The organism is Plantactinospora sonchi (assembly GCF_036422035.1).
Classification (GTDB): domain Bacteria; phylum Actinomycetota; class Actinomycetes; order Mycobacteriales; family Micromonosporaceae; genus Plantactinospora; species Plantactinospora sonchi.
Genome location: NZ_JAZGQK010000002.1, coordinates 30,590 through 52,294, shown reverse-complemented (window position 1 = coordinate 52,294; position 21,705 = coordinate 30,590). Strand labels below are relative to the sequence as shown.

The 21,705-nt window shown below is 71.8% G+C and carries 17 protein-coding genes; 9 read left to right on the top strand and 8 right to left on the bottom strand.

Features of this window, described 5'->3' with window-relative positions:
* Nucleotides 1-96: 96 nt before the first annotated feature.
* Nucleotides 97-993: a LysR family transcriptional regulator gene (locus V1633_RS02405; RefSeq protein WP_331212458.1), complete on the top strand. Its 897-nt coding sequence runs from the start codon at nucleotides 97-99 to the stop codon at nucleotides 991-993.
* Between the two features lie 51 nt (nucleotides 994-1,044).
* Here the strand turns inward: V1633_RS02405 and V1633_RS02400 are convergent, their stop codons facing one another.
* Nucleotides 1,045-1,284 (bottom strand): DUF6458 family protein, encoded by a 240-nt coding sequence (locus tag V1633_RS02400; RefSeq protein WP_331212457.1) that lies wholly within the window; start codon nucleotides 1,282-1,284, stop codon nucleotides 1,045-1,047.
* A gap of 160 nt (nucleotides 1,285-1,444) precedes the next feature.
* Here V1633_RS02400 and V1633_RS02395 point away from each other — a divergent pair, with 160 nt between their 5' ends.
* On the top strand, nucleotides 1,445-2,191 hold the full coding sequence (locus V1633_RS02395; protein ID WP_331212456.1) for a PfkB family carbohydrate kinase: 747 nt from the start codon (nucleotides 1,445-1,447) through the stop codon (nucleotides 2,189-2,191).
* Between the two features lie 29 nt (nucleotides 2,192-2,220).
* Nucleotides 2,221-4,839, top strand: coding sequence for a glycoside hydrolase family 65 protein (locus tag V1633_RS02390; protein ID WP_331212455.1), 2,619 nt, complete (start codon nucleotides 2,221-2,223; stop codon nucleotides 4,837-4,839).
* Nucleotides 4,840-4,896: 57 nt separating this feature from the next.
* Here the strand turns inward: V1633_RS02390 and V1633_RS02385 are convergent, their stop codons facing one another.
* Nucleotides 4,897-5,847 (bottom strand): TIGR03557 family F420-dependent LLM class oxidoreductase, encoded by a 951-nt coding sequence (locus tag V1633_RS02385; RefSeq protein ID WP_331212649.1) that lies wholly within the window; start codon nucleotides 5,845-5,847, stop codon nucleotides 4,897-4,899.
* A gap of 132 nt (nucleotides 5,848-5,979) precedes the next feature.
* Nucleotides 5,980-7,602: an amidase family protein gene (locus tag V1633_RS02380; RefSeq protein ID WP_331212454.1), complete on the bottom strand. Its 1,623-nt coding sequence runs from the start codon at nucleotides 7,600-7,602 to the stop codon at nucleotides 5,980-5,982.
* 313 nt (nucleotides 7,603-7,915) lie between these two features.
* On the opposite strand from V1633_RS02380, the gene V1633_RS02375 reads away from it, so the two are divergent.
* Genes V1633_RS02375 through V1633_RS02365 form a run of 3 tightly spaced genes read left to right on the top strand, consistent with a single transcriptional unit; the run spans nucleotide 7,916 to nucleotide 11,194 of the window.
* Nucleotides 7,916-9,259 carry an extracellular solute-binding protein gene (locus tag V1633_RS02375; protein ID WP_331212453.1) on the top strand — a complete coding sequence of 448 codons (1,344 nt, stop codon included), beginning with the start codon at nucleotides 7,916-7,918 and terminating at the stop codon, nucleotides 9,257-9,259.
* Nucleotides 9,260-9,266: 7 nt separating this feature from the next.
* Nucleotides 9,267-10,247, top strand: coding sequence for a carbohydrate ABC transporter permease (locus V1633_RS02370; RefSeq protein ID WP_331212452.1), 981 nt, complete (start codon nucleotides 9,267-9,269; stop codon nucleotides 10,245-10,247).
* Entirely contained in the window at nucleotides 10,244-11,194 is a 951-nt protein-coding gene (locus tag V1633_RS02365) for a carbohydrate ABC transporter permease (RefSeq protein ID WP_331212451.1), read from the top strand. The genes V1633_RS02370 and V1633_RS02365 overlap by 4 nt, the downstream gene beginning before the upstream one ends.
* 102 nt (nucleotides 11,195-11,296) lie before the next feature.
* Here V1633_RS02365 and V1633_RS02360 read toward each other — a convergent pair whose 3' ends face one another.
* Nucleotides 11,297-12,610 carry a hypothetical protein gene (locus V1633_RS02360; RefSeq protein WP_331212450.1) on the bottom strand — a complete coding sequence of 438 codons (1,314 nt, stop codon included), beginning with the start codon at nucleotides 12,608-12,610 and terminating at the stop codon, nucleotides 11,297-11,299.
* A gap of 114 nt (nucleotides 12,611-12,724) precedes the next feature.
* Here V1633_RS02360 and V1633_RS02355 point away from each other — a divergent pair, with 114 nt between their 5' ends.
* On the top strand, nucleotides 12,725-13,435 hold the full coding sequence (locus tag V1633_RS02355; protein ID WP_331212449.1) for a DNA alkylation repair protein: 711 nt from the start codon (nucleotides 12,725-12,727) through the stop codon (nucleotides 13,433-13,435).
* A gap of 107 nt (nucleotides 13,436-13,542) precedes the next feature.
* Here the strand turns inward: V1633_RS02355 and xylB are convergent, their stop codons facing one another.
* Nucleotides 13,543-14,961, bottom strand: coding sequence for a xylulokinase (gene xylB / locus V1633_RS02350; protein WP_331212448.1), 1,419 nt, complete (start codon nucleotides 14,959-14,961; stop codon nucleotides 13,543-13,545).
* 385 nt (nucleotides 14,962-15,346) lie between these two features.
* Nucleotides 15,347-16,534 carry a xylose isomerase gene (xylA, locus tag V1633_RS02345; RefSeq protein WP_331212447.1) on the bottom strand — a complete coding sequence of 396 codons (1,188 nt, stop codon included), beginning with the start codon at nucleotides 16,532-16,534 and terminating at the stop codon, nucleotides 15,347-15,349.
* A 134-nt stretch (nucleotides 16,535-16,668) separates the two neighbouring features.
* Between xylA and V1633_RS02340 the strand changes: the two genes are divergently transcribed.
* Nucleotides 16,669-17,880, top strand: coding sequence for an ROK family protein (locus V1633_RS02340; RefSeq protein ID WP_331212648.1), 1,212 nt, complete (start codon nucleotides 16,669-16,671; stop codon nucleotides 17,878-17,880).
* 287 nt (nucleotides 17,881-18,167) lie between these two features.
* Here V1633_RS02340 and V1633_RS02335 read toward each other — a convergent pair whose 3' ends face one another.
* Nucleotides 18,168-18,644: a MarR family winged helix-turn-helix transcriptional regulator gene (locus tag V1633_RS02335; protein WP_331212446.1), complete on the bottom strand. Its 477-nt coding sequence runs from the start codon at nucleotides 18,642-18,644 to the stop codon at nucleotides 18,168-18,170.
* Nucleotides 18,645-18,772: 128 nt separating this feature from the next.
* On the opposite strand from V1633_RS02335, the gene V1633_RS02330 reads away from it, so the two are divergent.
* A complete protein-coding gene (locus V1633_RS02330; RefSeq protein WP_331212445.1) occupies nucleotides 18,773-19,903 on the top strand; it encodes a PP2C family protein-serine/threonine phosphatase in 1,131 nt (376 codons plus the stop codon).
* A gap of 96 nt (nucleotides 19,904-19,999) precedes the next feature.
* Here the strand turns inward: V1633_RS02330 and V1633_RS02325 are convergent, their stop codons facing one another.
* Nucleotides 20,000-21,484, bottom strand: coding sequence for a sugar transferase (locus tag V1633_RS02325; RefSeq protein WP_407951947.1), 1,485 nt, complete (start codon nucleotides 21,482-21,484; stop codon nucleotides 20,000-20,002).
* Nucleotides 21,485-21,705 lie beyond the last annotated feature (221 nt).

The following is a 21,705-nucleotide window of genomic DNA, read 5'->3' as shown; positions in this document are numbered from 1 at the left end:
TTGAGCCACCGCTCGACGATGCCTCAGCCAACCCAGCATGAACAACGATTGTTTGTGCTAGCTTCCATCTGAGTCAGAGATGGAAGGGGCGTCGGCGTGGAACTGCGTCACCTGGAGGTCTTCCTGGCGATCGCCGAGGAGGGCACCCTCACCGCCGCAGGTGACCGGCTCCGCCTCGTTCAGTCGGGGGTCAGCAGCACCCTGCGGGCGCTGGAGGCGGAACTCGGCGCCGCACTGTTCACCCGTACCGCCCGTCGGGCGGTGCTCACCGACGCGGGCCGCGCCCTGCTGCCGGAGGCACGTACCACCCTCGCCGCCGCCGCGACCGCCCGGCAGGCCGTCCGGGAGGCCCAGGCCGGGCTGCGCGGGCCGCTGGCGGTCGGCACCATGACCACGATGCAGCCGCTCGACCTGCCCCGACTGCTCGGCCGGTTCCAGTCACGCCATCCAGCGGTCACGGTCAGCATGCGGGCCTTCCCCGACGGATCGGTGGGCCTCGTCCGCGCCCTCACCGAAGGTGAACTTGATGTGGCATTCGTATCAGTCAACGGACCACCGCCGCCCGGGGTGACGGTCCGCCAACTGACCCGGGTTCCGCTGCAGCTCATCATGCCGCCGGACCACCCGCTCGGCGCCGTGCCGGACGTCTCTCTCGCCGAACTCGCCGGCGACCGCTGGATCGACTCCCCGCTCGGCTTCGGCAACCGGTCGGTGGTGGACGAGGCGTTCGCCCGCGCGGCACTGCTCCGCTCGATCACCCTGGAGATCGCCGACGTGACCTCGATCCCGGCGTACGTACAGGCGGGGCTCGGGGTGGCACTGGTCCCGGCCACCATTCCGCTGGACGACAGCCGACTGGCCCCGCAGCGGCTGCGCGGCGAGGCACTGTACTGGTCGATGTCGCTGGCCACGGCGGACGGCCCGATCCGACGGCGGGTGGTCACCACCTTCGTCGAGGCCGTCGAGGAGGAACTGGCGCTCAGCACGTCCTGACCGGGACGCGACCCGGGGGCGGAACCGCCCCCGGCACGCCGGTCCGCGTCCCTACAGCGGCGGCGCCACGTCCCGGCGCTCCTCGACCCTGCGGTACTCGGTCGGCTCCGCCGTGGTGACCACCGAGCGACGCCGGCCCCAGATCACGGTGGTCATGATCAGGCCGAGCACCCCGGCGCCCATCAGGATCCAGCCCACGACGTCCAGGTCGAGGCCACCGAGGCTGGCGTTCAACGCGAAGGTGAGGATCGCGCCGAGTGCGATCAGGAAGATGCTGGTGCCGATACCCATGACAGGCCTCCTTGGGGGTTCCTTGGCTGTCCCCGTGCTGCTACCCGATCGCCGTCCTGCTCAATCACCGGGCCGCTGAGCCGGCCCCCCGGTGTGGCGAGGACAACCGTGGTTGTCGACCACCGGCGTAGCGCGGGCAGGTTCTGGGTAGCGAGGAGCGGTGGCTGCTTCCCGGGTGCTGGTGGTGGGCCAACTGGCCCGTGACCTCGTACTGACCGTGCCGGAGATGCCCGGAACGGACGATGCGGCCGACGTGGGCCAGCGACGCGAACTGCTCGGCGGCAAGGGCGCCAACCAGGCGGTCGCGCTGGGTCAACTGAGCACGGCACCGACGCTGCTCGCGGTCGTCGGCGACGACGAGGTCGCCGACCATCTGCTGGCCGGCCGGCTCGTGGTGCTCGACGGCGCTCCGGCGGACGACCGGCACCGGACGCCGCTGCTCGCGGCCGCCGACGTGCTCCGGGCCGACGACCGGGAGACCGCGCTGCTCACCGGGGTGGAGGACAACAACCCCGACCGGGTACGTGCCGCCGCCGTCGAACTGCTCGACGCAGGCCCCCGACTGCTCGCACTCGGGCTCGGGTCGGCCGGCAACCTCTTCGTGTGGCGGGACGACCGCGCCGGAACGGATCACCTGCTCGTACCGTTGAGCAGGGAGAACGTGGTCGACACCACAGGCGCCGGGGACGCTCTCACCGCGGCGCTGACCGTGGCGCTGCTCCGTGGCGAACCGCCCGGGTCGGCGGCCCGGTACGCGGTGGCCGCCGCCGGGGCGACCGTCGGTCATCCGGGCGGCCGGCCCGACCTGACCCCCGGGGCGCTGGCCGACCGGCTCGCCGAACTCGACGCCCGACTCGGCACCGGCGCGACGCCGCCGACGACAGCCGCGGACGCCCGCCGTACCTGACCACCGGATGCCCCCGAGGACGGAGACGAATGACCCGCCACCGCCCGACGCCACAGGTACCCCGCCCGCGTACCGCACCGGCCAGCGACGATCCCGACACCTGGCTGGTCCGGGAGGACCCGGTCAGCGCCGAGGAGCTGTCCGATCTGGAGTCGATTTTCGCGCTCGGCAACGGGTGGCTCGGGGTCCGGGGCGTCCTCGACGAAGGCGGCACCAGCGGCCTGCCGAGCACCTACCTGAACTCGTGCTACGAGGAACGCGAGCTGACCTACCCCGAGCAGGGGTACGCCTTCCCGGAACGCAACCAGGTCCTGATCGGGGTACCCGACGGAACGCCGCTGCGACTCTTCGTCGACGACCAGCCGCTCGACGTACGCGACGACCGGCCGGACCGGCACGAACGGGTCCTCGACCTGCGCGCCGGTACGTTGAGCCGGACGCTGCACGAGCGGGCACCGCACGGCCGGACCCCGTCCTCCGCACCGGTACGGGTGACCTGGACGCGTCTGGTCTCGCTGGTCGAGCCGGCGGTGCTGGGGATCCGCTGCGAGGTGACCGCCCTCGACCGGACGGCCCGGGTCAGGTTGCACTCGGACCTGCGGGCCAATCCGGAACTGGGCGACGCCGACGGCGACGACCCCCGGGCCCCGACGACGCTCGACCGCCCGCTGGTGGCGGAGCACCGCGTCGTCGACCGGGCGGGTGGGCTGCTGGCGCACCGGACCCGCACCAGTGGGCAGCGGGTCGCGGCGGCCGTCACCCACCTGGTCGAGACCGTCACCTCGGACGATGACCGCGAGGAGGCACCGGCCGAGGCCCGGATCGCGGTCGCCGCCGAGTCCGACCTGATCCGGACCATCGTCGAAACCGAACTGGCTCCGGGGCAGCGGCTCGTACTGACCAAGCTGGTGGCGTACGCCCACTCGGCCGACCAGCCACCCGCCGAGGCCGGCCGGCCGCACGACGGGGACCGGAAGACCGGCGGCGGACCGGTACGGCCGCACGACGGGAACGGGACCGGCGGCGGACCGGTACGGGCGGAACTGGTCGCGGCGGCGCGGGCGGCGCTCGACCGCGCGGTCGAGCGCGGCTGGGCCGGTCTGCTCGCCGATCAGCGGGCCTACCTCGACGCCTACTGGGCGGACGCGGACGTGCTGGTCGACGGCGATCCGCAGCTGCAGCAGGCGGTCCGATTCGCGCTCTTCCACCTGGTGCAGGCGGCCGCCCGGACCGGGGACCGGCCGATCCCGGCGAAGGGGCTGACCGGCAACGGCTACGACGGGCACACCATGTGGGACGCCGAGATCTTCGTCCTGCGGGTGTTGACGTACCTGCGACCGGAACTCGCGGCCGGGCCGCTGCGGTGGCGGCACGACACCCTCGACCAGGCGCGCGAGCGGGCCCGGACGCTGCGGCTGGCCGGCGCGGCCTTCCCGTGGCGGACCATCGGTGGCCGGGAGTGTTCGGGCTACTGGCCGGCCGGCACCGCCGCGCTGCACGTCAACGCCGACATCGCGGTCGCCGTGCTGCGCCACGCCACCGCCACCGGCGACCTCGGATTCCTCCGCGACACCGGGCTGGAACTGCTGGTGGAGACCGCCCGACTGTGGAGCCGGGTGGGCCACTACGACGACGCCGGCGGCTTCCACCTGCACGGCGTGACCGGACCGGACGAGTACACCGCACTGGTCAACGACAACCTCTTCACCAACCTGATGGCCCGGAAGAACCTGCTCGGCGCGGTGGAGACCGCCTGCCGGTTTCCGCAGCGGGCCCGGGAGCTCGGCGTCGAGCCGGCGGAACTGAACGCCTGGCGCGCGGCCGCCGAGGCGATGCACCTGCCGTACGACCCGAAGCGTGGAGTGCACGAGCAGTGCGCCGGGTTCACCGCACTCCCGGAGTGGGACTTCGCCGGCACCGACGCGGCCGAGTACCCGCTGCTGCTCCACTACCCGTACCTGGAGCTGTACCGCCGGCAGGTGGTCAAGCAGGCCGACGTCGTACTGGCGATGCAGGATTGCGGATCGGCGTTCACGGCCGAGGAGAAGGCCCGCAACTTCGCCTACTACGAGCGCCGTACGGTCCGGGACTCGTCGCTGTCGGCGTGCGGCCAGGCGGTCCTCGCCGCCGAACTGGGACACCTCGACCTGGCGTACGCCCTGCTCGCCGAGTCGGCCCTGCACGACCTGCACAGCCTCGGCGACCAGACCCGGGACGGGCTGCACGTCGCCGCCCTCGCCGGGGTCTGGATCGCACTGGTCGTCGGCTTCGGCGGCTTCCGCGACGAGGACGGTGGGCCGGCCTTCTCCCCCCGCCTGCCGCCGGCCCTGCACCGGATGCGGTTCGCCCTTCGCTGGCAGGGGCGCCGGATCCAGGTCACCGTCGAACCGGACGAGGTGACGTACCTGCTGGCGGCGGACGGCCCGGACGGGCTGGAACTGCGCCACCACGGGCGGCCGGTGACGCTGGTGCCCGGCCGCGCGGTGACGGTACCGCTGCCGCCGGCACCGGACCCGGGGCCGGAGCCGGCGTCGCCGCCCGGCCGGAGGCCCCGCCGCCGAAACAGCCAGGCACCGGTGGAACCCGTGACCGCCGCCCCGGCAGCGGCTCGGCGCGACCCGAGGGGAAACCGCCCCGGACGGCGGTGACGGAAGACGGTGACGGCCGTCCGGGGAGTCCGGACGGCCGTCACGTCGGGGCGTCGTTCAGCGCACCTGCGGCAGGACGTGCTTGGCGTACAGGTCGAACAGGCCCTGGTAGTGCGGACCGGTGTTGGCGACGTACACCTCGTCGAAGCCGGCCTGCCGGTACTTGTCGATCATCTCCAGGTGCGCCTCCGGATCGTTGCCGCAGACGAACGCCTTGCCCACCATCTCCTCGGTGACCAGTTCCGACGCCTGCTCGAAGTGCCGGGGAGAGGGCAGCACCTGGGACAGCTCACCCGGCACACCCGCGTTCGGCCAGCGTTCGTACGCGATCCGGGCACCCTCCGCCGCGCTGTCGGCGAAGGCGGCCTTGAACCCGGCCTGGCAGGGCTTGTCCCCGCCGCCGCCGTCCCGGAAGCGCTTGACCAGGTCGCCGTCGGGCATGGTGCTGACGTAGCCGTCGCCGATCCGGGCCGCCAGGTCGACCGCCTTCGGCCCGAAGCCGGAGACGTAGACCGCCGGTGGGGTCTCGGGCAGTGTGTAGATCCGGGCGTTCTCCACCGTGTAGTGCTTGCCGTGGTGCTCGACAAAACCGCCCTGCCAGAGCTCGCGCATCACCTCGACGGACTCCTCCAGCATCTCCAGCCGGACGTCGGCGCTCGGCCACGGGTCACCGAAGATGTGCTCGTTGAGCGCTTCGCCGGTGCCGACCCCGAGCACGAACCGGCCCTGGTGCAGTACCGCGCTGGTCGCCGCCGCCTGGGCAATGACCGCCGGATGGATCCGTACGGTGGGGCAGGTGACCGCGGTGGTCACCGGCAGCCGGCAGACCTGGCTCAACGCGCCGATCATCGACCAGACGAAGGCACTCTGCCCCTGCGCGTCCACCCACGGGTGGTAGTGGTCGGAGATCCAGAGTGCCTCGAATCCGGCCTGCTCGGCGCCACTGGCCTGTTCCAGCAGCTCGGCCGGGGTGTACTCCTCACTGGACAGGAAGTAACCGATCCGCATGCTGTCCTCCCGGGGGATGTGTCGCGGTTGCACCACATCTCCTACCCGCTACCGACGCACCGCATGTCGAACCGGTTAGGAAGGGGCCCTTTCTATACCAGAAACGACAGGAAGGGCCCCTTCCTTACCTCGTTACGGGGCGCAGCTCGTCGTGCGGTCGGCGAAGTCGGCGCACCGGAACAGCGACGGGTTCACCTGCGACGGCGGCCGCCACCTCAGCGACGCCTGCTCGTAGTCGTAGGCGAGGGCCAGCAGGTCGGCCTCGGTCCAGGCGGTGCCGAGGAAGGACATCCCGACCGGGCGACCGTTCGACGGGTCGTAGCCGATCGGCACCGCGACCGACGGGTACTGGGCGCGGGCCCCGATCCCGGCCGAGCCGCTGCCGACGAAGACGATCGCGTCCAGGTTCTCGGCGGTCAACACCGAGTCGATCCGTTCCCGGGCGGTGCTGATGCCGGTGTTTCGGTTGGTCTCGTACTCGGCCCGGGCCGCCGGGTCGGTCAGGTCGACCTCGTTGGAGGCGACGAGCTGGGTCTGGCCGAACTTGACCGAACCCTCGTCGGCGTGCGCCAGGTTCCACCGGACCACGTCGTCCAGGGTCCGCATCGGGGCGTCGCGCGGCAGCCGGGCCAGGTACGCGTTCAGGTCCCGCTTGAACTCGTAGGTCAGGATGCTCGGCGGCATGCCGCCGGTGTTCACCGTCACCGGCACCACCGTGGCGCCCTGGGCCCGGAGCACGTCGAGGGCCTCGGTGAACAGCACTCCCTGGTTGCCGGTCGGTGAGCTGGCCACGCCGATCCGCTTCCCGGCCAGCGCGGTGGTGGAGAGTGCCGACGTGTAGTCGGTGCCGACCACACCGGCGCTGGTTCCGGTGACCGGGTCCGCCGGGTCGACGCCGGTGAGCGCGGTGAGCAGCGCGGCGGCGTCGTACACGGTCCGGGTCATCGGGCCGGCGGTGTCCTGGCTGGCCGCGATCGGCACCACCCCGGTACGGCTGACCAGTCCGACCGTCGGCTTCACCCCGACCAGGGAGTTCGCCGCCGACGGGCTGAGGATCGAGCCGGAGGTCTCGGTACCGATGGTGACGGTGGCGAGCGCGGCCGCGGCCGCCGCCCCGGATCCCGAGCTGGACCCGCTCGGGGCCTGGCTGACGTCGTACGGGTTGAGCACCTGGCCGCCGAGCCCGCTGTAGCCGGACGGCATGCCGTTGGTGGTGAAGTTGGCGAACTCGGTCAGGTTGGTCTTGCCGATGATGACCGCGCCGGCCGCTCTCAACCGGGTGACCAGGAAGGCGTCCCCGGCCGGCCGGGAGTTCTCCAACGCCAGCGCGCCGGCGGTGGTCGGCAGGCCCTTGACGTCGATGTTGTCCTTGACCAGCACCGGGATGCCGTGCATCGGGCCCCGGACCCGGCCCTTGCGGCGCTCCTGGTCGGCCTGTCGCGCCTGGGCGACGGCGTCCCGGGCGACCACCCGGACCGCGTTCAGCCCCGGCCCGTTGCTGTTCAGCGTCCGGATCCGCGCCAGGTACGCCTCGACGAGTTCCTCGGAGGTGATCCGCCGGGTGGCGAGCGCGGTCTGGAGTTGGGGGATGCCGGCACGTTCGAGATCGAGCGGGAACGGCCGGTGCCGGCCGGTCGCCTCGGTGGGGGTGCCGAGGGAGGCGGTGACGACGGCGGCGACGCTGGCCAGGACGGTGGCGAGCAGCGCGACCCGGAGACCGGGTCGGGACCGGGGTGACACGGCGGATCGATGCACCTGTGCGCCTTTCCGTGGGGGTGTCCGGGCGTTCGGGTGGCCCGGAGTGGGGGTCCTCAGAGCAGACGAGCCGGGTGTTGACAGTACGAGACGGATCGATTTCAGTGCGGTAAATCGATCTTCGACGTCGGGCCGGCGATACACAACCTCGGATCGCTGCGACGTTGCCGCACACCTCCCGTGCCGCAGGTCGGCGGGAAGGTGGCGCAGACCGTGCCCGATCCTCGCCGGAGGCGTTTCAACCTGGCGGCGAAGTGGAAGTAGGGACCCGCTGCGCTCCCGGACCGGCCCGGGAACGGTCGGGGAGGTCATGATGTGGAAAGGCCCTGGGTTGGCCGCGCTGCTGACGCTGGCGCTCGGCGTCACCGGATGCGGTGGCGTCGGTGGTGGCGACGGTACGGACGGCGGCACCGGTTCCGGCTCGCTCACCACGCTCGGGTTCAGTCTGCCCGACGAGATCGCCACCACCCGGGTCGATCGGTTCAAGCAGGCACACCCGGACGTCACGGTGAACATCAGCGAGGGTGCCTTCGACGAGCAGGTGTTCCTCTCCGCGGTCGCCGACGGCAACCCGCCGGACCTGGTCTACCTGGACCGGAAACTGATCGGGACGTACGCCAGCCGAGGCTCGGTCATGCCGCTCACCGACTGCGTCAAGGACCAGGGCATCAACCTCGACCAGTACCGGCCGGCGGCCCGCGAGCAGGTGACCCTGAACGGCACGCTCTACGGCATCCCGGAGTTCTACACCGTCCGGGTCGTCTACCTGAACGAGGCGGTACTGCGGAAGGCCGGACTCAGCCCCGACCAGGTCAACCTCGCCGACTGGGCCGGACTGCCGGCGCTGGCGGACCGACTGGCCGAGGTCAGCGGCAACCGGATCAACCGGATCGGTCTCGATCCGAAGATTCCCGAGTTCCTGCCGATGTGGGCCAAGGCCAACGGAGTCGACCTGCTCTCCGCCGACGGCCGGACCGCCCGGCTCGACGACCCGAAGGTGCTGGAGGCACTGCGGACCACGGTCGAACTGATCCAGCGGCAGGGCGGCTGGGGGAAGTTCAAAGGCTTCCGGGACACCTTCGACTTCTTCGGGGCGGAGAGCCCGTTGGCCCGCGACCAGCTCGCGGTCTGGCCGATGGAGGACTGGTTCCTCAACCAGGCGGCGAAGAACACCCCGGAGGCGCAACTGCTGGTGAAGCCGTTTGTCGACCGGCAGGGCAGTCCGCTGACCATGAGCAACGGCCAGGCCTGGGCGATTCCGAAGGGCGCGAAGAACCCGGAGGCGGCGTGCGCGTTCGCCAAGGAGATGACCTCGACCGACACCTGGGTGGCGGCGGCGAAGGCCCGGGTGGAGGCCCGGAAGGCCGCCAACGCCCCGTTCACCGGCCTCTACACCGGTAACGCCGAGGCGGACCGGCGGATCATGTCCGAGGTCTACCAGCCGTCCGGCAACCCCCGGTTCGACCAGGCCGTACAGACGATCCTGTCGGTGCAGGACCACGCGTTCACCATCCCGGCCTCGCCGGCCGCCGCCGAGTTCGACAAGGCGTGGATGGACGCGGTCAACCGGGTGCTGTCGGGTCAGAACGATCCGGCCGAGGCGCTGCGCCGGGCCCAGTCGGAGGCGACCGCCGCGCTGGACCGGGCCGCGAAGTAGGCCGGTGATGAGCACCAGCAGCGTCACCGCCGCGCCGGGCGGACGGGCCACCGGGTCCGCCGTCCGGCGTCGCCACCGGAGGAGCCCGGCGGCGCGCCGCGAGGCCCGCTGGGCGTACGTCTTCATCGCGCCGTGGATCGTCGGCTTCCTGGTCTTCCAGGCCGGTCCGATGCTGGCCAGCCTCTGGCTCGGCTTCACCGAGTACGACGTGATCAACGCGCCGACCTGGACCGGGCTGGACAACTACCGGCGGATCGCCGAGGACCCGGCGGTGCTGCGCAGCCTGACCAACACGGTCTACTACACGGTGCTGCACGTGCCGCTGACCATGGCGGTCTCGCTCGGGCTGGCGATGCTGCTGCTCCGGGTCGGCCGGTTGCAGGGCTTCTTCCGGACCGTCTTCTACCTGCCGGTGATGACTCCGACGGTGGCGGTCGGGGTGCTCTTCCTGCTCCTGCTCAACACCCAGGACGGCTTGGTCAACCGGGGGCTGGCGCTGGTCGGGATCGACGGCCCGGCGTGGACCACCGATCCGGGCTGGGTGATGCCCGGGATCGTGCTGATGAGCCTCTGGAGCCTCGGCTCCACCGTGATCATCTACCTCGCCGCGTTGCAGAACGTGCCCCGCGACCTGTACGAGGCGGCGAGCCTGGACGGTGCCGGGGCGTGGTCCCGGTTCCGGCACGTGACCGTACCGATGATCTCCGGTTCGCTCTTCTTCACGCTGATCGTGAACACGATCGCCTCGCTGCAGATGTTCACCGAGGTCTACACGATGTACTTCGGCAACCGGCAGACCCAGAACGCGTTCAATTCCGACGCCGCCAGCTTCTACGTGATCCGGCTCTTCCAGGAGGCGTTCCAGTTCCTGCACATGGGGTACGCCTCGGCGATGGCCTGGCTGCTCTTCCTGGTCATCCTCGTCATCACCGTGGTCCAGGTGCGGCTCTCCCGCCGGTTCGTCTACTACGAGGGAGAGGACCGATGAGCGACACCGTGGTCCGCAGCGGTGCGGACCCCGTCGTACCGGGATTCAGTCCGGCGCCGCCGGGTCCGTCCGAGCCGGCCGGACGGCGGCGGCCGATGTCCGACCCGGACGCGGGCCGGCCGTGGTGGCGCCGGCTGCCCTACCTGGTCGCGTTGGTCGGCGCCGCGGTGCTGTTCATGGTGCCGTTCGTCTGGCTGGTCAGCGCCTCGCTGCGTCCCCGCGAGTACGTCTTCTCCACCGGATTCCTGCCGGTCCCCTTCGCGCCGGAGAACTACGTCGACGCGTGGTCCGCCGTTCCACTGCTCACCTGGCTGGGCAACAGTGTGGTGGTGGCGGTCGCCGCGGCGGCGGCGGTCACCATCTCCAGCGCGTGGATCGCGTTCGGCTTCGCCTACTTCCGGTTCCCGGGGCGGAACATCCTCTTCGGGCTGGTGCTGGCGACCATGATGCTGCCGTTCGCGGTCACCATGATCCCGAACTACCTGATCTGGTCGGAGCTGGGACTCACCGGCACCCAGGTACCGCTCTGGGCGGGCAACCTCTTCGGCTCGGCCTTCTACATCTTCCTGATCCGGCAGTTCCTGCTCTCCCTGCCCCGGGAGTACTTCGAGGCCGCCCGGGTCGACGGCGCCAGCTATCCGCAGCTCTTCTGGCGGATGGCCTTCCCGCTGATCCGGCCGGCCCTGCTGGTCGCGTTCGTCTTCGAGTTCAAGGCGAGCTGGACCGACCTGCTGAAGCCGCTGATCTACCTGCGGGACGAGTCGCTCTTCACCCTGCCGCGCGGCCTGAAGGTGCTGCTCGACCGCTTCGGCTACGGCAGCGACCAGCAGCAGTGGGAAATCGTCCTCGCCGGGTCCGTGATCGCCACCATTCCGATGATCATCCTGTTCTTCCTGGCCCAACGGCACTTCGTCCAGGGCATCGCCACCACCGGCCGCAAGGGCTGAACACCGGACCGACGCGGCGACGACTCCGGTCCGCCCGCACCGCCGCCTGCCGCCGGCCGTCGCCCTCGGGTCTGCGGCGCTGAACCCGGCCGGTCGGCCGGCTCACCTGTTCAGGGTCCGGGTCAACCCGGCGACGACGGCGGTGGTCAGCACCCAGCCGGCGAGGACCAGCAGCGCGGCGACGTACTCGGTGGCTCCCGAGGGCTTCCAGGCGTTGTCGTGGCCCAGGTTGACGATCGGTAGCAACAGGTCGAGCGCCTGCAGCACCGGATTACGCGTCGGCGCCTCGGCCGGGTTCCGGGGCACGGACGGATCGAGGGCGAAACTGACCGCCCCGAGTACCCAGAAGCCGACCAGCCAGATACCGGCCAACCAGGTGCGGTAGCCGTACCCGACCAGCCCGTCGAGCAGGTGGCCGAGGATCCGCCCCGGCAGCCGCAGGGTGGCCCGCCGCCGTCGTTGCCGCTCCAGCAGCACCCGGCGGGCCTCCACCTCCTGCCCACCCCGCCGGTACGCCTCGGCCAACTGCTCGTACGGCTGCGGGACGTAGCCCTCGGGACTGCGCCGCAGCCAGTCCAGCCGCTGTCGGACGCTGACCGGCACCAACGGCAGCGGTTCACCCGGCCCGCCCGGTTCTCGGGCGATCAGCAGCTTGTAGGTGCAGCCGATCAGGTCGAGTTCCGGCGGCCAGGACGCCGGATAGTCGAAGATCGACTCGGCCTGTACGCCGGAGAGCCGGACCCGGCCTTCGGGCCGCTCGGCGAAGGTCAGCCAGAGACTGCGCACCTGTGCCCCGCCGAGGTTCAGCACGAAGCCGCCGGGGTTGCGCAGCCACGCGCCGGTCAGGTTGAGCTGGCTGCCGATCCGGGCATGGACCAGCAACAGCTCCCCGTGGACGGTGCAGCCGTACCGGGCGGTCAGGTTGCCGGTCACCGCCAACCGGTCACCGTCGAGCGCCACCCCGCCCGGACGGCGCAGCGTCGCCCCGTCGAGGTCGAGGTTGCCGCCGATCCGGGCGTCCCGCAGGTCCACGAGCCCGCCGACCTCGCAGCCGGCCAGGGTCAGGTCACCACGTACCTCGGCGAGCCGGGCCGACAGTCCAGGCAGCACACACCCGCGGAGGACCAGGTTCACCAGCACCGCCTCGGTCAACTCCGGTACGTCGTCGAACTCGCACCCCTCGAACCGCACCGGTACGCCGACCGAGACGTTGCGCAGGTCGAGCCGACCGACGACCCGGGCGCCCCGCAGCCGCAACGCCGCCCGGGACGGGCTTCCCGGTTCGGCGAGCAGGTCGGCCAGCACCTCGGCGCGTACCGGCCCGGCTACGTCGGTCAGGTCGACCTCGACGCCCCGGCCGAACGCCTCACGTAGCCGCCGCTCCACCGGATCCCGCCCCGACGCTCGTCTCCACACTCCAGCGAGGATGGCAGATCCCCGCTCGTCAGCGGACCCCGGGACGTGGTCGCCGTCCGAGGACCCCACTGGCTGGGTCTGTCGGCACCGGCGGTCCCGGTAGGTTGGACAGTCATGGTCACGGCCACGGACGTCCGGCACGCACTCGCCAGCCTCGCCGACCCGCGCCGGGCGGAGGCGGTGCGCCGGTTCCTGCAGATGACGCCCGGTGGGTACGGCGAGGGCGACCGGGCCATCGGTGTCTCCGTACCGGAACAGCGCAGGGTGGCCGGGCGGTACTGGCGTGACCTCTCGCTGGCCGAAACGACGGAGCTGCTGACGAGCGGTGCGCACGAGGAGAGACTGACCGCGCTCTTCATCCTGGTGCGGAAGTTCGCCAAGGGTGACGAGGAGGAGCAGGGCCGGATCTTCCGCATCGTCCTGGCCCACACCGACCGCATCAACAACTGGGACCTGGTGGACTCGTCCGCCCCGTACATCGTCGGCCCCTGGCTGATCGACAGGGACCGGAGCGTCCTGGACCGGTTGGCCGGGTCGAGCCTGTTGTGGGATCGACGGATCGCCGTCATGGCGACGTTCGCCTTCATCAGGGCCAGAGACTTCCACTGGACCTTCCGGCTGGCTGAACGGCTGCTGCACGACCCGCACGACCTCGTCCACAAGGCGGTGGGCTGGATGCTGCGTGAGGTGGGCAACCGTGACCGGGCGGCGGAGGAGGAGTTCCTGGCCCGGCACTACCGGGCCATGCCCCGGGTGATGCTGCGGTACGCGATCGAGAGGTTCGATCCGCGACGACGTGGCGAGTACCTGTCCGGCGCCGTCTAGCCGTCGGTGCCCCCCGGCCCGGGAGAGCGTGCCGTACGGGGTCAGCGCCAACTGGTGGCCAGCGACGACAGCCGCCGGCCACCAGCAGAAGCTCCCTCGTGATCGCGTTACGCCGCCGCCGTACGGTCCAGGACCAGACCCCTGGCCGCGGCGTACTGCTCGCGGATGCGCGGCACACCGTCCCCGGCGTACTCCTGAGCGCGGCCGGTGGACCAGGTGGGCGGCTGCTCCCCGCCCGCCAGTACCCAGGCGGCCTGCCGGGCGGCACCGTCGGCGACGTACTCCCCCGGCTCGGGGACCAGCACCGGGCACCCGAAGACCTCGGGCGCGATCCGGCGTACCGCCTCGGACCGGGCGCCGCCACCGACCAGGATGATCCGGTTCGCGGTCGCCCCGTGCGCCAGCATCGCGTCCAGGCCGTCGGCGAGCGCGCAGAGCATCCCCTCCACCGCCGCCCGGGCGAGGTGCGCCGGGGTTGAGGTGCGCAGGGTCAGCCCGTGCACGGCACCGGTCGCGAGTGGACGGTTCGGGGTCCGTTCCCCCTCCAGGTAGGGGACCATCACCAGGCCGTCCGCCCCGGCCGGAGCCGACAGCGCCAGCTTCGCCAGCTCGTCCAGGCTCACCCCGAGCATCGCCGCCGCCGCGTCCAGCACCCGGGCCGCGTTCAGCGTGCAGACCAGCGGCAGGAACCGCCCGGTGGCGTCCGCGAAACCGGCCACCGTCCCCGACGGGTCCGCCGCCGGGCTGTCCGCGACGCTGAACACGGTGCCGGACGTACCGATGGAGACCACCACGTCACCCGGCAGCGCGCCGACGCCCAGCGCGGCCGCCGCGTTGTCGCCGGTACCCGGCCCCAAGGGCGCGCCGTTCGGCCGCCGCCCGGCCACCTCGGCCGGCCCCAGCACCGTCGGCACCGCGAGGGTACGCCCGAACGCCCGCTCCAGCAGGTCCAACCGGTACTCGCCGGTCGCCGGGGACCAGTAACCCGTTCCGCTCGCGTCACCCCGGTCGGTGCGCAGCGCGTCGAGCCCGGAGGCGCCCCCCAGCCGCCAGGTCAACCAGTCGTGCGGCAGGCACACCGCCACCACCCGTGCCGCGTTCTCCGGCTCGTGCCGGGCCAGCCAGCGCAGCTTGGTGATGGTGAAACTGGCGACCGGCACGCTGCCGACCGCGTCCGCCCAGGCCCGCCCGCCGCTCTCACCCCCACCGAGTTCGTCGACCAGCTCGGCGGCGGCGCCCGCCGACCGGGTGTCGTTCCACAGCAACGCCGGTCGGACCACCGCACCGGCCTCGTCCAGGCAGACCATGCCGTGCTGCTGCCCACCGACGGCGAGGGCGGCGACGTCGTCCAGCCCGCCGGCCTCGGCGATCGCCTCCTGCAGCGCTCTCCACCACGCCGCCGGGTCGACCTCCGTCCCGTCCGGGTGCGCCGCCCGACCGGCGCGGACCAGTGTCCCGGTCTCGGCGTCCCGGATCACCACCTTGCACGACTGGGTCGACGAGTCGACCCCGGCCACCAGCGTCATCTTCCCGATCTCCTTCGGACGATCTTCCGCGACGGAACGAAAAAGCCTGTCTACCGTCGGGCCGAACCCGACGGGCTCACCCCGACCAGCCCGGAGCTGGAAACCCCGACCCGACCGGCTCACCCCGACCGGACCCCAGGTGGGAACCCCGACCCGACGGGCTCACCCCGACCAGACCGGGGTTGGCGGCCGGATCGACCACGACGGGATCAAGCCTGACCGCCCAGAGTGGGCGATCCGGCCCCCAACCACCACCGACGACCGGCCCCCGACCCACCATCGACGACCGGGACCCGACCCACCATCGACGACCGGCCCCCGACCCACCATCGACGACCGGGACCCGATCCATCACCTGCCAACCGGGCCCCGGTTCGTCGCACGCTCAGCGAGCGCCGAGCAGGTGCTCCACCGCCAACTGGTTGAGCCGCACGAAACCGAAGCCCCGCGCCGCCACCGCGTCCACGTCCAACTCCTCGAACGCACTCCGGTCGGCGAGCAGGTCGGTGTACGTCTCACCGTCGTTCAGCGTCGGCGTCGACAGCTCGGAGACCTTGCTGGCGGCCAGCGCCTCCTGCACCTCCGGGTCGGCCCGGAACGCGGCGGCCCGCTCCTTGAGCAGCAGGTACGTCCGCATGTTCGCCTCGGCCGAGGCCCAGACGCCGGTGTAGTCCTCGGTCCGGGACGGCTTGTAGTCGAAGTGCCGGGGGCCCTCGTACGCCGGGCCGCCCTGCGGACCACCGTTCTCCAGCAGGTCCACCAGCGCGAACGCGTTGAGCAGGTCACCGTGTCCGAAGACGAGGTCCTGGTCGTACTTGATGCCGCGCTGACCGTTCAGGTCGAGGTGGAACAGCTTGCCGGCCCAGAGTGCCTGGGCGATGCCGTGCATGTAGTTGAGCCCGGCCATCTGCTCGTGCCCGACCTCGGGGTTGAGGCCGACCAGCTCGGGGTGGTCCAGTTCGTTGATGAAGGCGAGCGCGTGTCCGACGGTCGGCAGCAGGATGTCGCCCCGGGGCTCGTTCGGCTTCGGCTCGATGGCGAACTTGAGGTTGTAGCCCCGGTCGATGACGTACTCGGCGAGCAGGTTGACCGCCTCGCGGTAGCGGTCGAGCGCGGCCCGGATGTCCTTGGCGACGTCGTACTCGGAGCCTTCCCGGCCGCCCCACATCACGAAGGTGTGCGCGCCGAGTTCGGCGGCGAGGTCGATGTTGCGGAGGACCTTGCGCAGCGCGAAGCGGCGGACGTCGCGGTCGTTGCTGGTGAAGCCGCCGTCCTTGAAGATCGGGTGGGTGAAGAGGTTGGTGGTGACCATCGGTACGACCAGCCCGGTCTCCTCCAGCGCCTTGCGGAACCGGCTGATGTGGTGGTCGCGGGTGGTGTCGTCGGAGCCGAACGGGATCAGGTCGTCGTCGTGGAAGGTGATCCCGTACGCGCCGAGCTCGGCCAGCCGGTTCACCGCCTCGACCGGGTCCAGGTCGTCCCGGGTGGCCTCGCCGAACGGGTCGCGGGCGGTCCAGCCCACGGTCCAGAGGCCGAAGGAGAACTTGTCGGCAGGGGTGGGTCGGACTGCCATGGGGGACCTCCAGGAGGGGACTCGACGCTGAGAACATCCCGGGTTGACATGCCGGCAACCCGGCCGATTTGTTTATCGGTTGAATTATTTTACCGGGGTATGGCATTGTCAATACCGTGCCGCGACCCACCACGATGCCGGTCGGCGCGGCGGCGGCCACCGCCGTCCGCCAGGCCAGCCTGCGCGAGCACAACCTCGCGCTGGTGCTCCGGCACATCGCCAACGCGCCCCACCCGCCGTCCCGGGCCGCGGTCGCCGCCACCACCGGCCTGACCCGGGCCACCGTCTCCACCCTGGTCGACGACCTGATCACCGGTCGACTGCTCACCGAGGTCGACCCGACTCCCCGTTCCGGTGCCGGCCGCCCCGCACTCGGCCTGGTCCTGGCCGGCCACGGCCCGGTCGGGCTCGGGCTGGAGGTCAACGTCGACTATCTCGCCGCCTGCCTGGTCGACCTGACCGGCACGGTACGCCACCGGGCGGTCCGCCGGATGGATCTCCGACCGGTACCGCCCGCCGACGCCCTGGCCCTGGTCGCCGACCTGATCAGCGAGGCCGGCGCCGAGGCGGACCGGCGGGACCTGCTGCTCGCCGGCACGGCGCTCGCCGTACCGGGGCTGGTCACCGCGGACGGGGTGGTCCGGCTCGCGCCGAACCTGGGCTGGCGGGACGTGGACGTACCAGCGCTGCTCGGCGGGCATCCGGTGCTCGCCGGTCGGGGGTTGACCGTCGACAACGAGGCGAACCTCGCGGCGCTCGGCGAACTTCACGCCTCGTCCGCCGCTGATTCGGGGAACTTCATCTACATTTCCGGCGAGGTGGGGATCGGTGCCGGAATCGTTCTGCACAATTCGCTCTTCCGGGGCGCTCGGGGTTGGAGCGGTGAACTCGGTCACGTTCCGGTGCATCCGGAGGGGCGCCCCTGCCGCTGCGGCGGTCGCGGCTGCCTTGAGCAGTACGCCGGCCAGGAGGCCATCCTGGGTGGCGCCGGCCTGACCGGCGCCCCGGTCGCCCGGCTGGTGGAGGCGGCGGAGCGGGCCGATCCGGTGGCCTGTCAGGCCCTCGCCGACGCCGCCGGCGCGCTCGGCGTCGCGGTCGCCGGAGTGATCAATCTGCTCGACGTGGACACCGTGGTGCTCGGCGGCGTCTATGCTCCGCTCGCCCCCTGGCTGGCGCCGCCGGTGAGGGCGGAGATCGGTCGCCGCGTACTCACCGCCGCCTGGTCACCGGTGACCGTGCGCGCCGCGCTGCTCGGCGGCGACGCCGCCGCGCTCGGAGCGGCCGGCTCGGTGGTCCGCACCGTGCTGGACCAACCGGCCCGCTGGTTGGCCCGGCCGGGCCGGTAACCCCGCGCACCGCGCCGAGGGCCGGCGCGGGAGGTGTCGGCCACCCCGGGTTCGGGAAGCCTACTTCCGAGAGTTGTCGTCGCGCCGACGCCAGGTGACCGTTCCCGGTCACCGACCCCGAATCCGGGTCGCTATTGTTGCCGGCGGACAACTATCCCAGGAAGCAATCATTGCCGTCGACAGGAGTGCCAGCACCGATGCGCACAGCCCGACAATCCGCCGCGCGGGTGGCGGAGAGCAGCCGCGATCACCGGTCCGGGACCGCCCCGGGGCGGAGCGCCGCACGCTCAGGCCGAGCGCTCGGTCTCCTCGACCTCCGCCCGGAAGGCGCGGTCGAACTCGACGAGCCCGCGCAGCAGGGCCTGCCGACCGGCCGGGCTCATCTCGGCGAGCGTGACGGCGAGCCGGGCACGGCGGTCGGCGCGTACCTCGTCGAGCAGGCGTTGACCGACGGTGGTCAGATGCAGGGAGATCTCCCGTCGGTCGGCCCGGCCCGGCTCCCGCTCGACCAGGCCGGCGGCGACCAGTCGGTCGCAGAGCCGGCTCGCCGAGGAGAGCAGCATGTTCAGCTCGCCGGCCAGCCCGCGCAGGTTGAGCCCGTCGAACTGCTCGACCACCATCAGTGCGCGCAGTTGGGAAGTGGAGAGCCGTCCGGTCGTCTGCTCCCGGGCGGCGTCCCAGACCGAGAGCAGCGCTGCGGCGGCGGTGTCGACCGCCGTGACGAGGCGCGCATCCGGTCCGTTCGGACCACCGGAATGATTCATGGTGGCCCCGACACTACCGCCGCCACGCAGGTCGCCGCACGGCTGCGCCCGGCCTCCGGTCCGGCGCGCCCGGCGCGCCGGTCCAGCCGCCCCGGACGACCTGCGCCACGTGGGACAGTGAGAGCACGATGAACGACCGGCTGATCCGGATCCGACGCTGCCTGGGCGAGGCCCCCGCCGACCTTGTCGTGGAACACCTCGGCGACGAGTTGACCAAGGAGTACGGCATCGTCGAGACCACGCTGCTCCAGGTCGACTACCGACTCTCCGCGCTGCTGCCGCTGACCGGCGGGGACCCGGTACGCGGCGCCGGCACCCCCGCCTGGCGGTGTTTCGACCACCAGTCGGAGGTGGTGCAGGACGGCACGGTGTACCTGCCGGTGACCGTACGCGGGGAACGGATCGGCGTACTCCGGCTCAACCCGGATCCGGCGGACCCGCAACGCCGGTCGGAGCTGGCGGAGGCGGCCGTCGCGTTGGCGCACGAGCTGGTCGCGGTCCGGGCCGGGACCGACCGGTACGCGGTGGGCGCCCGGACCCGTCAGCTGACCCTGGCCGCGGAGATGCAGTGGGAACTGCTGCCGGGCCGGAGTCGGACCCGTCCCTCGTTCAGTCTCGCCGGCCAGCTCGAACCGGCGTACGCGGTACGCGGTGACACCTTCGACTGGGCGGACGACAGCCGGCGGCTGTGGTTGTCGGCGATCAACGGCATGGGCGAGGGGGTCACCGCCTCGATGCTGACCTGCCTCGGCACCAACGCGCTGCGCAACGCCCGCCGGGCCGGCCTCGAACTGGCCGACCAGGCAGCCCTGGCCGACCAGGCGATCTACTCCTACCACCGGGGTGTGCAGCATCTCTCCGCGCTGTTGCTGGAGCTGGACCTGTCCACCGGTCTGGTGACGGCGGTGGACGCCGGGTCGCCCCGGCTGCTGCTGGTCCGCGACGACGAGGTACGCGACCAGCCGCTGGACGACCAGTTCCCGCTCGGCATGTTCGACGGCACGATCTACCAGTCGCAGCGGTTCCGCCTCCTCCCCGGCGACCGGCTCCTGGTGGTCAGCGACGGGGTCTTCAACGCCACCTCGCGCTCCGCCCGGTACGCCGAGACCGCCCTGCACCGGTCGGCGCGGCGGACCCGGTCGCTGGCCCCGCTGGAGGCGGTCCGGTCACTCCTCGGCGACCTGCGGGCGTTTGTCGGCAGCGACCTGGTCGACGACGCGGTGGTGGTCTGCCTGGACTGGACCGGCCCGGCCGTCTGAGCCGCCGGGCTGATCGGGCGCTCGGCATCCGGCATCTGGCATCCGGCGGAGAAGTACGGCAGCCTCAGCCTCCGGGGAGCGGCTCCCGGAGCAGGCTCAGTACGCGCCCCGGGTGCGGACCACCGCGCCGAAGGTCTTCCAGAGGATGGTGAGGTCGGCGGCGAGTGACCAGTTCTCCACGTAGTAGAGGTCCAGCCGGATGCCGTCCTCCCAGCTCAGATCCGACCGGCCGCTGACCTGCCAGAGCCCGGTCATGCCGGGCTTCACCAGCAGTCGGCGGGCGACGTCGCCGTCGTAGCGGGCCACCTCGGAGGGCAGTGGCGGGCGCGGTCCGACCAGGCTCATCTGGCCGAGCAGTACGTTGGCGAGCTGGGGCAGTTCGTCGAGGGACCATTTACGCAGCAGCCGGCCGACCCGGGTGACCCGGGGATCGTGGCGGATCTTGAACATGAGGCCGTCGGTCTCGTTCTTGGCGGTCAGCTCGGCCAGCAACGCGTCGGCGTTCACCACCATGGTCCGGAACTTGAAGACGCCGAACTCCCGGCCGCCCCGCCCCACCCGGACCTGTCGGAAGATCACCGGTCCCCGGCTGTCGAACTTGATGGCCAGCGCGATGACGGCGAGCAGTGGCAGCGCGACGAACAGCGCGGTGAACGCCAGGGCGCGGTCGACGAACCCCTTCACGAGTTTGCGGGCGCCCCGGAACTCGGGCGCCTCGACGTGGATGAGCGGCAGTCCGGCGACCGGCTGGGTGTGGATCCGAGGGCCGGCGACGTCGGTGAGCGCCGGTGCCAGCACCAGGTCGATGCCGGTGCCCTCCAGCTGCCAGCCGAGCCGACGCAGCCGGGTGGCGGTCAGTTCGGTGCAGGCGGTCACCGCGACGGTGTCGGCGTTGATCGCGGTCGCCGCGTCGACGATCGCCCGGAACGACCCCAGCACCGGTACGTCGCCGAGCCGCTGCGGCACCGGGGCGAGCAGCGCGTCCGGGATGCAGGCGCCGACCACCTGGTAGCCGGCGTACGGCTCGCGCCGCAGCGTGTGCACCAGTTCCAGAACGTGGGCGGTGTCGCCGACCACCATGACCCGGCGGGCCCATCCCTCGCCCCGGGCTCTGGCCCGGTGCAGGTGTTTACGGGCCGCGAACCGGGCCACCACCAGGGCGACCGTGCCGACCGCGAACGAGATGCCGAGGAAGCCCCGGGACACTCCGACGTCGGCGATGTAGCCGGTGATCGCGATCCCGCCGGCGAGCCGGAGGCTGGCGGAGGTGACCCGTCGGTACTCGTCGGCGCCGTAGCCGAGCACCCGGTGGTCGTAGCAGCGCAGCGCCTTCAGGGTGACCAGCCAGGCGAGCACCAGTCCCGGACCGACGATCACGTACGGGATGTCGGAGCCGCGGGCCTGGTCGCCGCCGAACCGGGCGAAGTAGCCGCCGAGCACCGCCAGGATCAGGATGACGGTGTCGAGGGCGAGGATGGCCCGGAGGTAGCTGCGCTGGCGCTCCCGTGGTGATCGTGCGGATGCCCCCGGAGTGGACTCCGGAGGCATCGTGGCAGGGCTCAGCAAAGTCGCCGACGTCACCGGCCCTCCCTCGCTCCCAGGGGGCGCCCCGATCAGCTGCCGGCTCTCCTAGCCAGCGGCCCGAGGCACTTCGACATCTTCGCGTACCGGGGGCATTACGGAGAGCTTCCGACAGATTACTGTCACTTGTTTGCGCTGTCGGTCGGGGAACTGCTCAGCCGCGCCGCTCGACGCGGGCCGCCCCGGGCCCGTCGACGCGGCCCGGGGCGGTGGAAACAGCG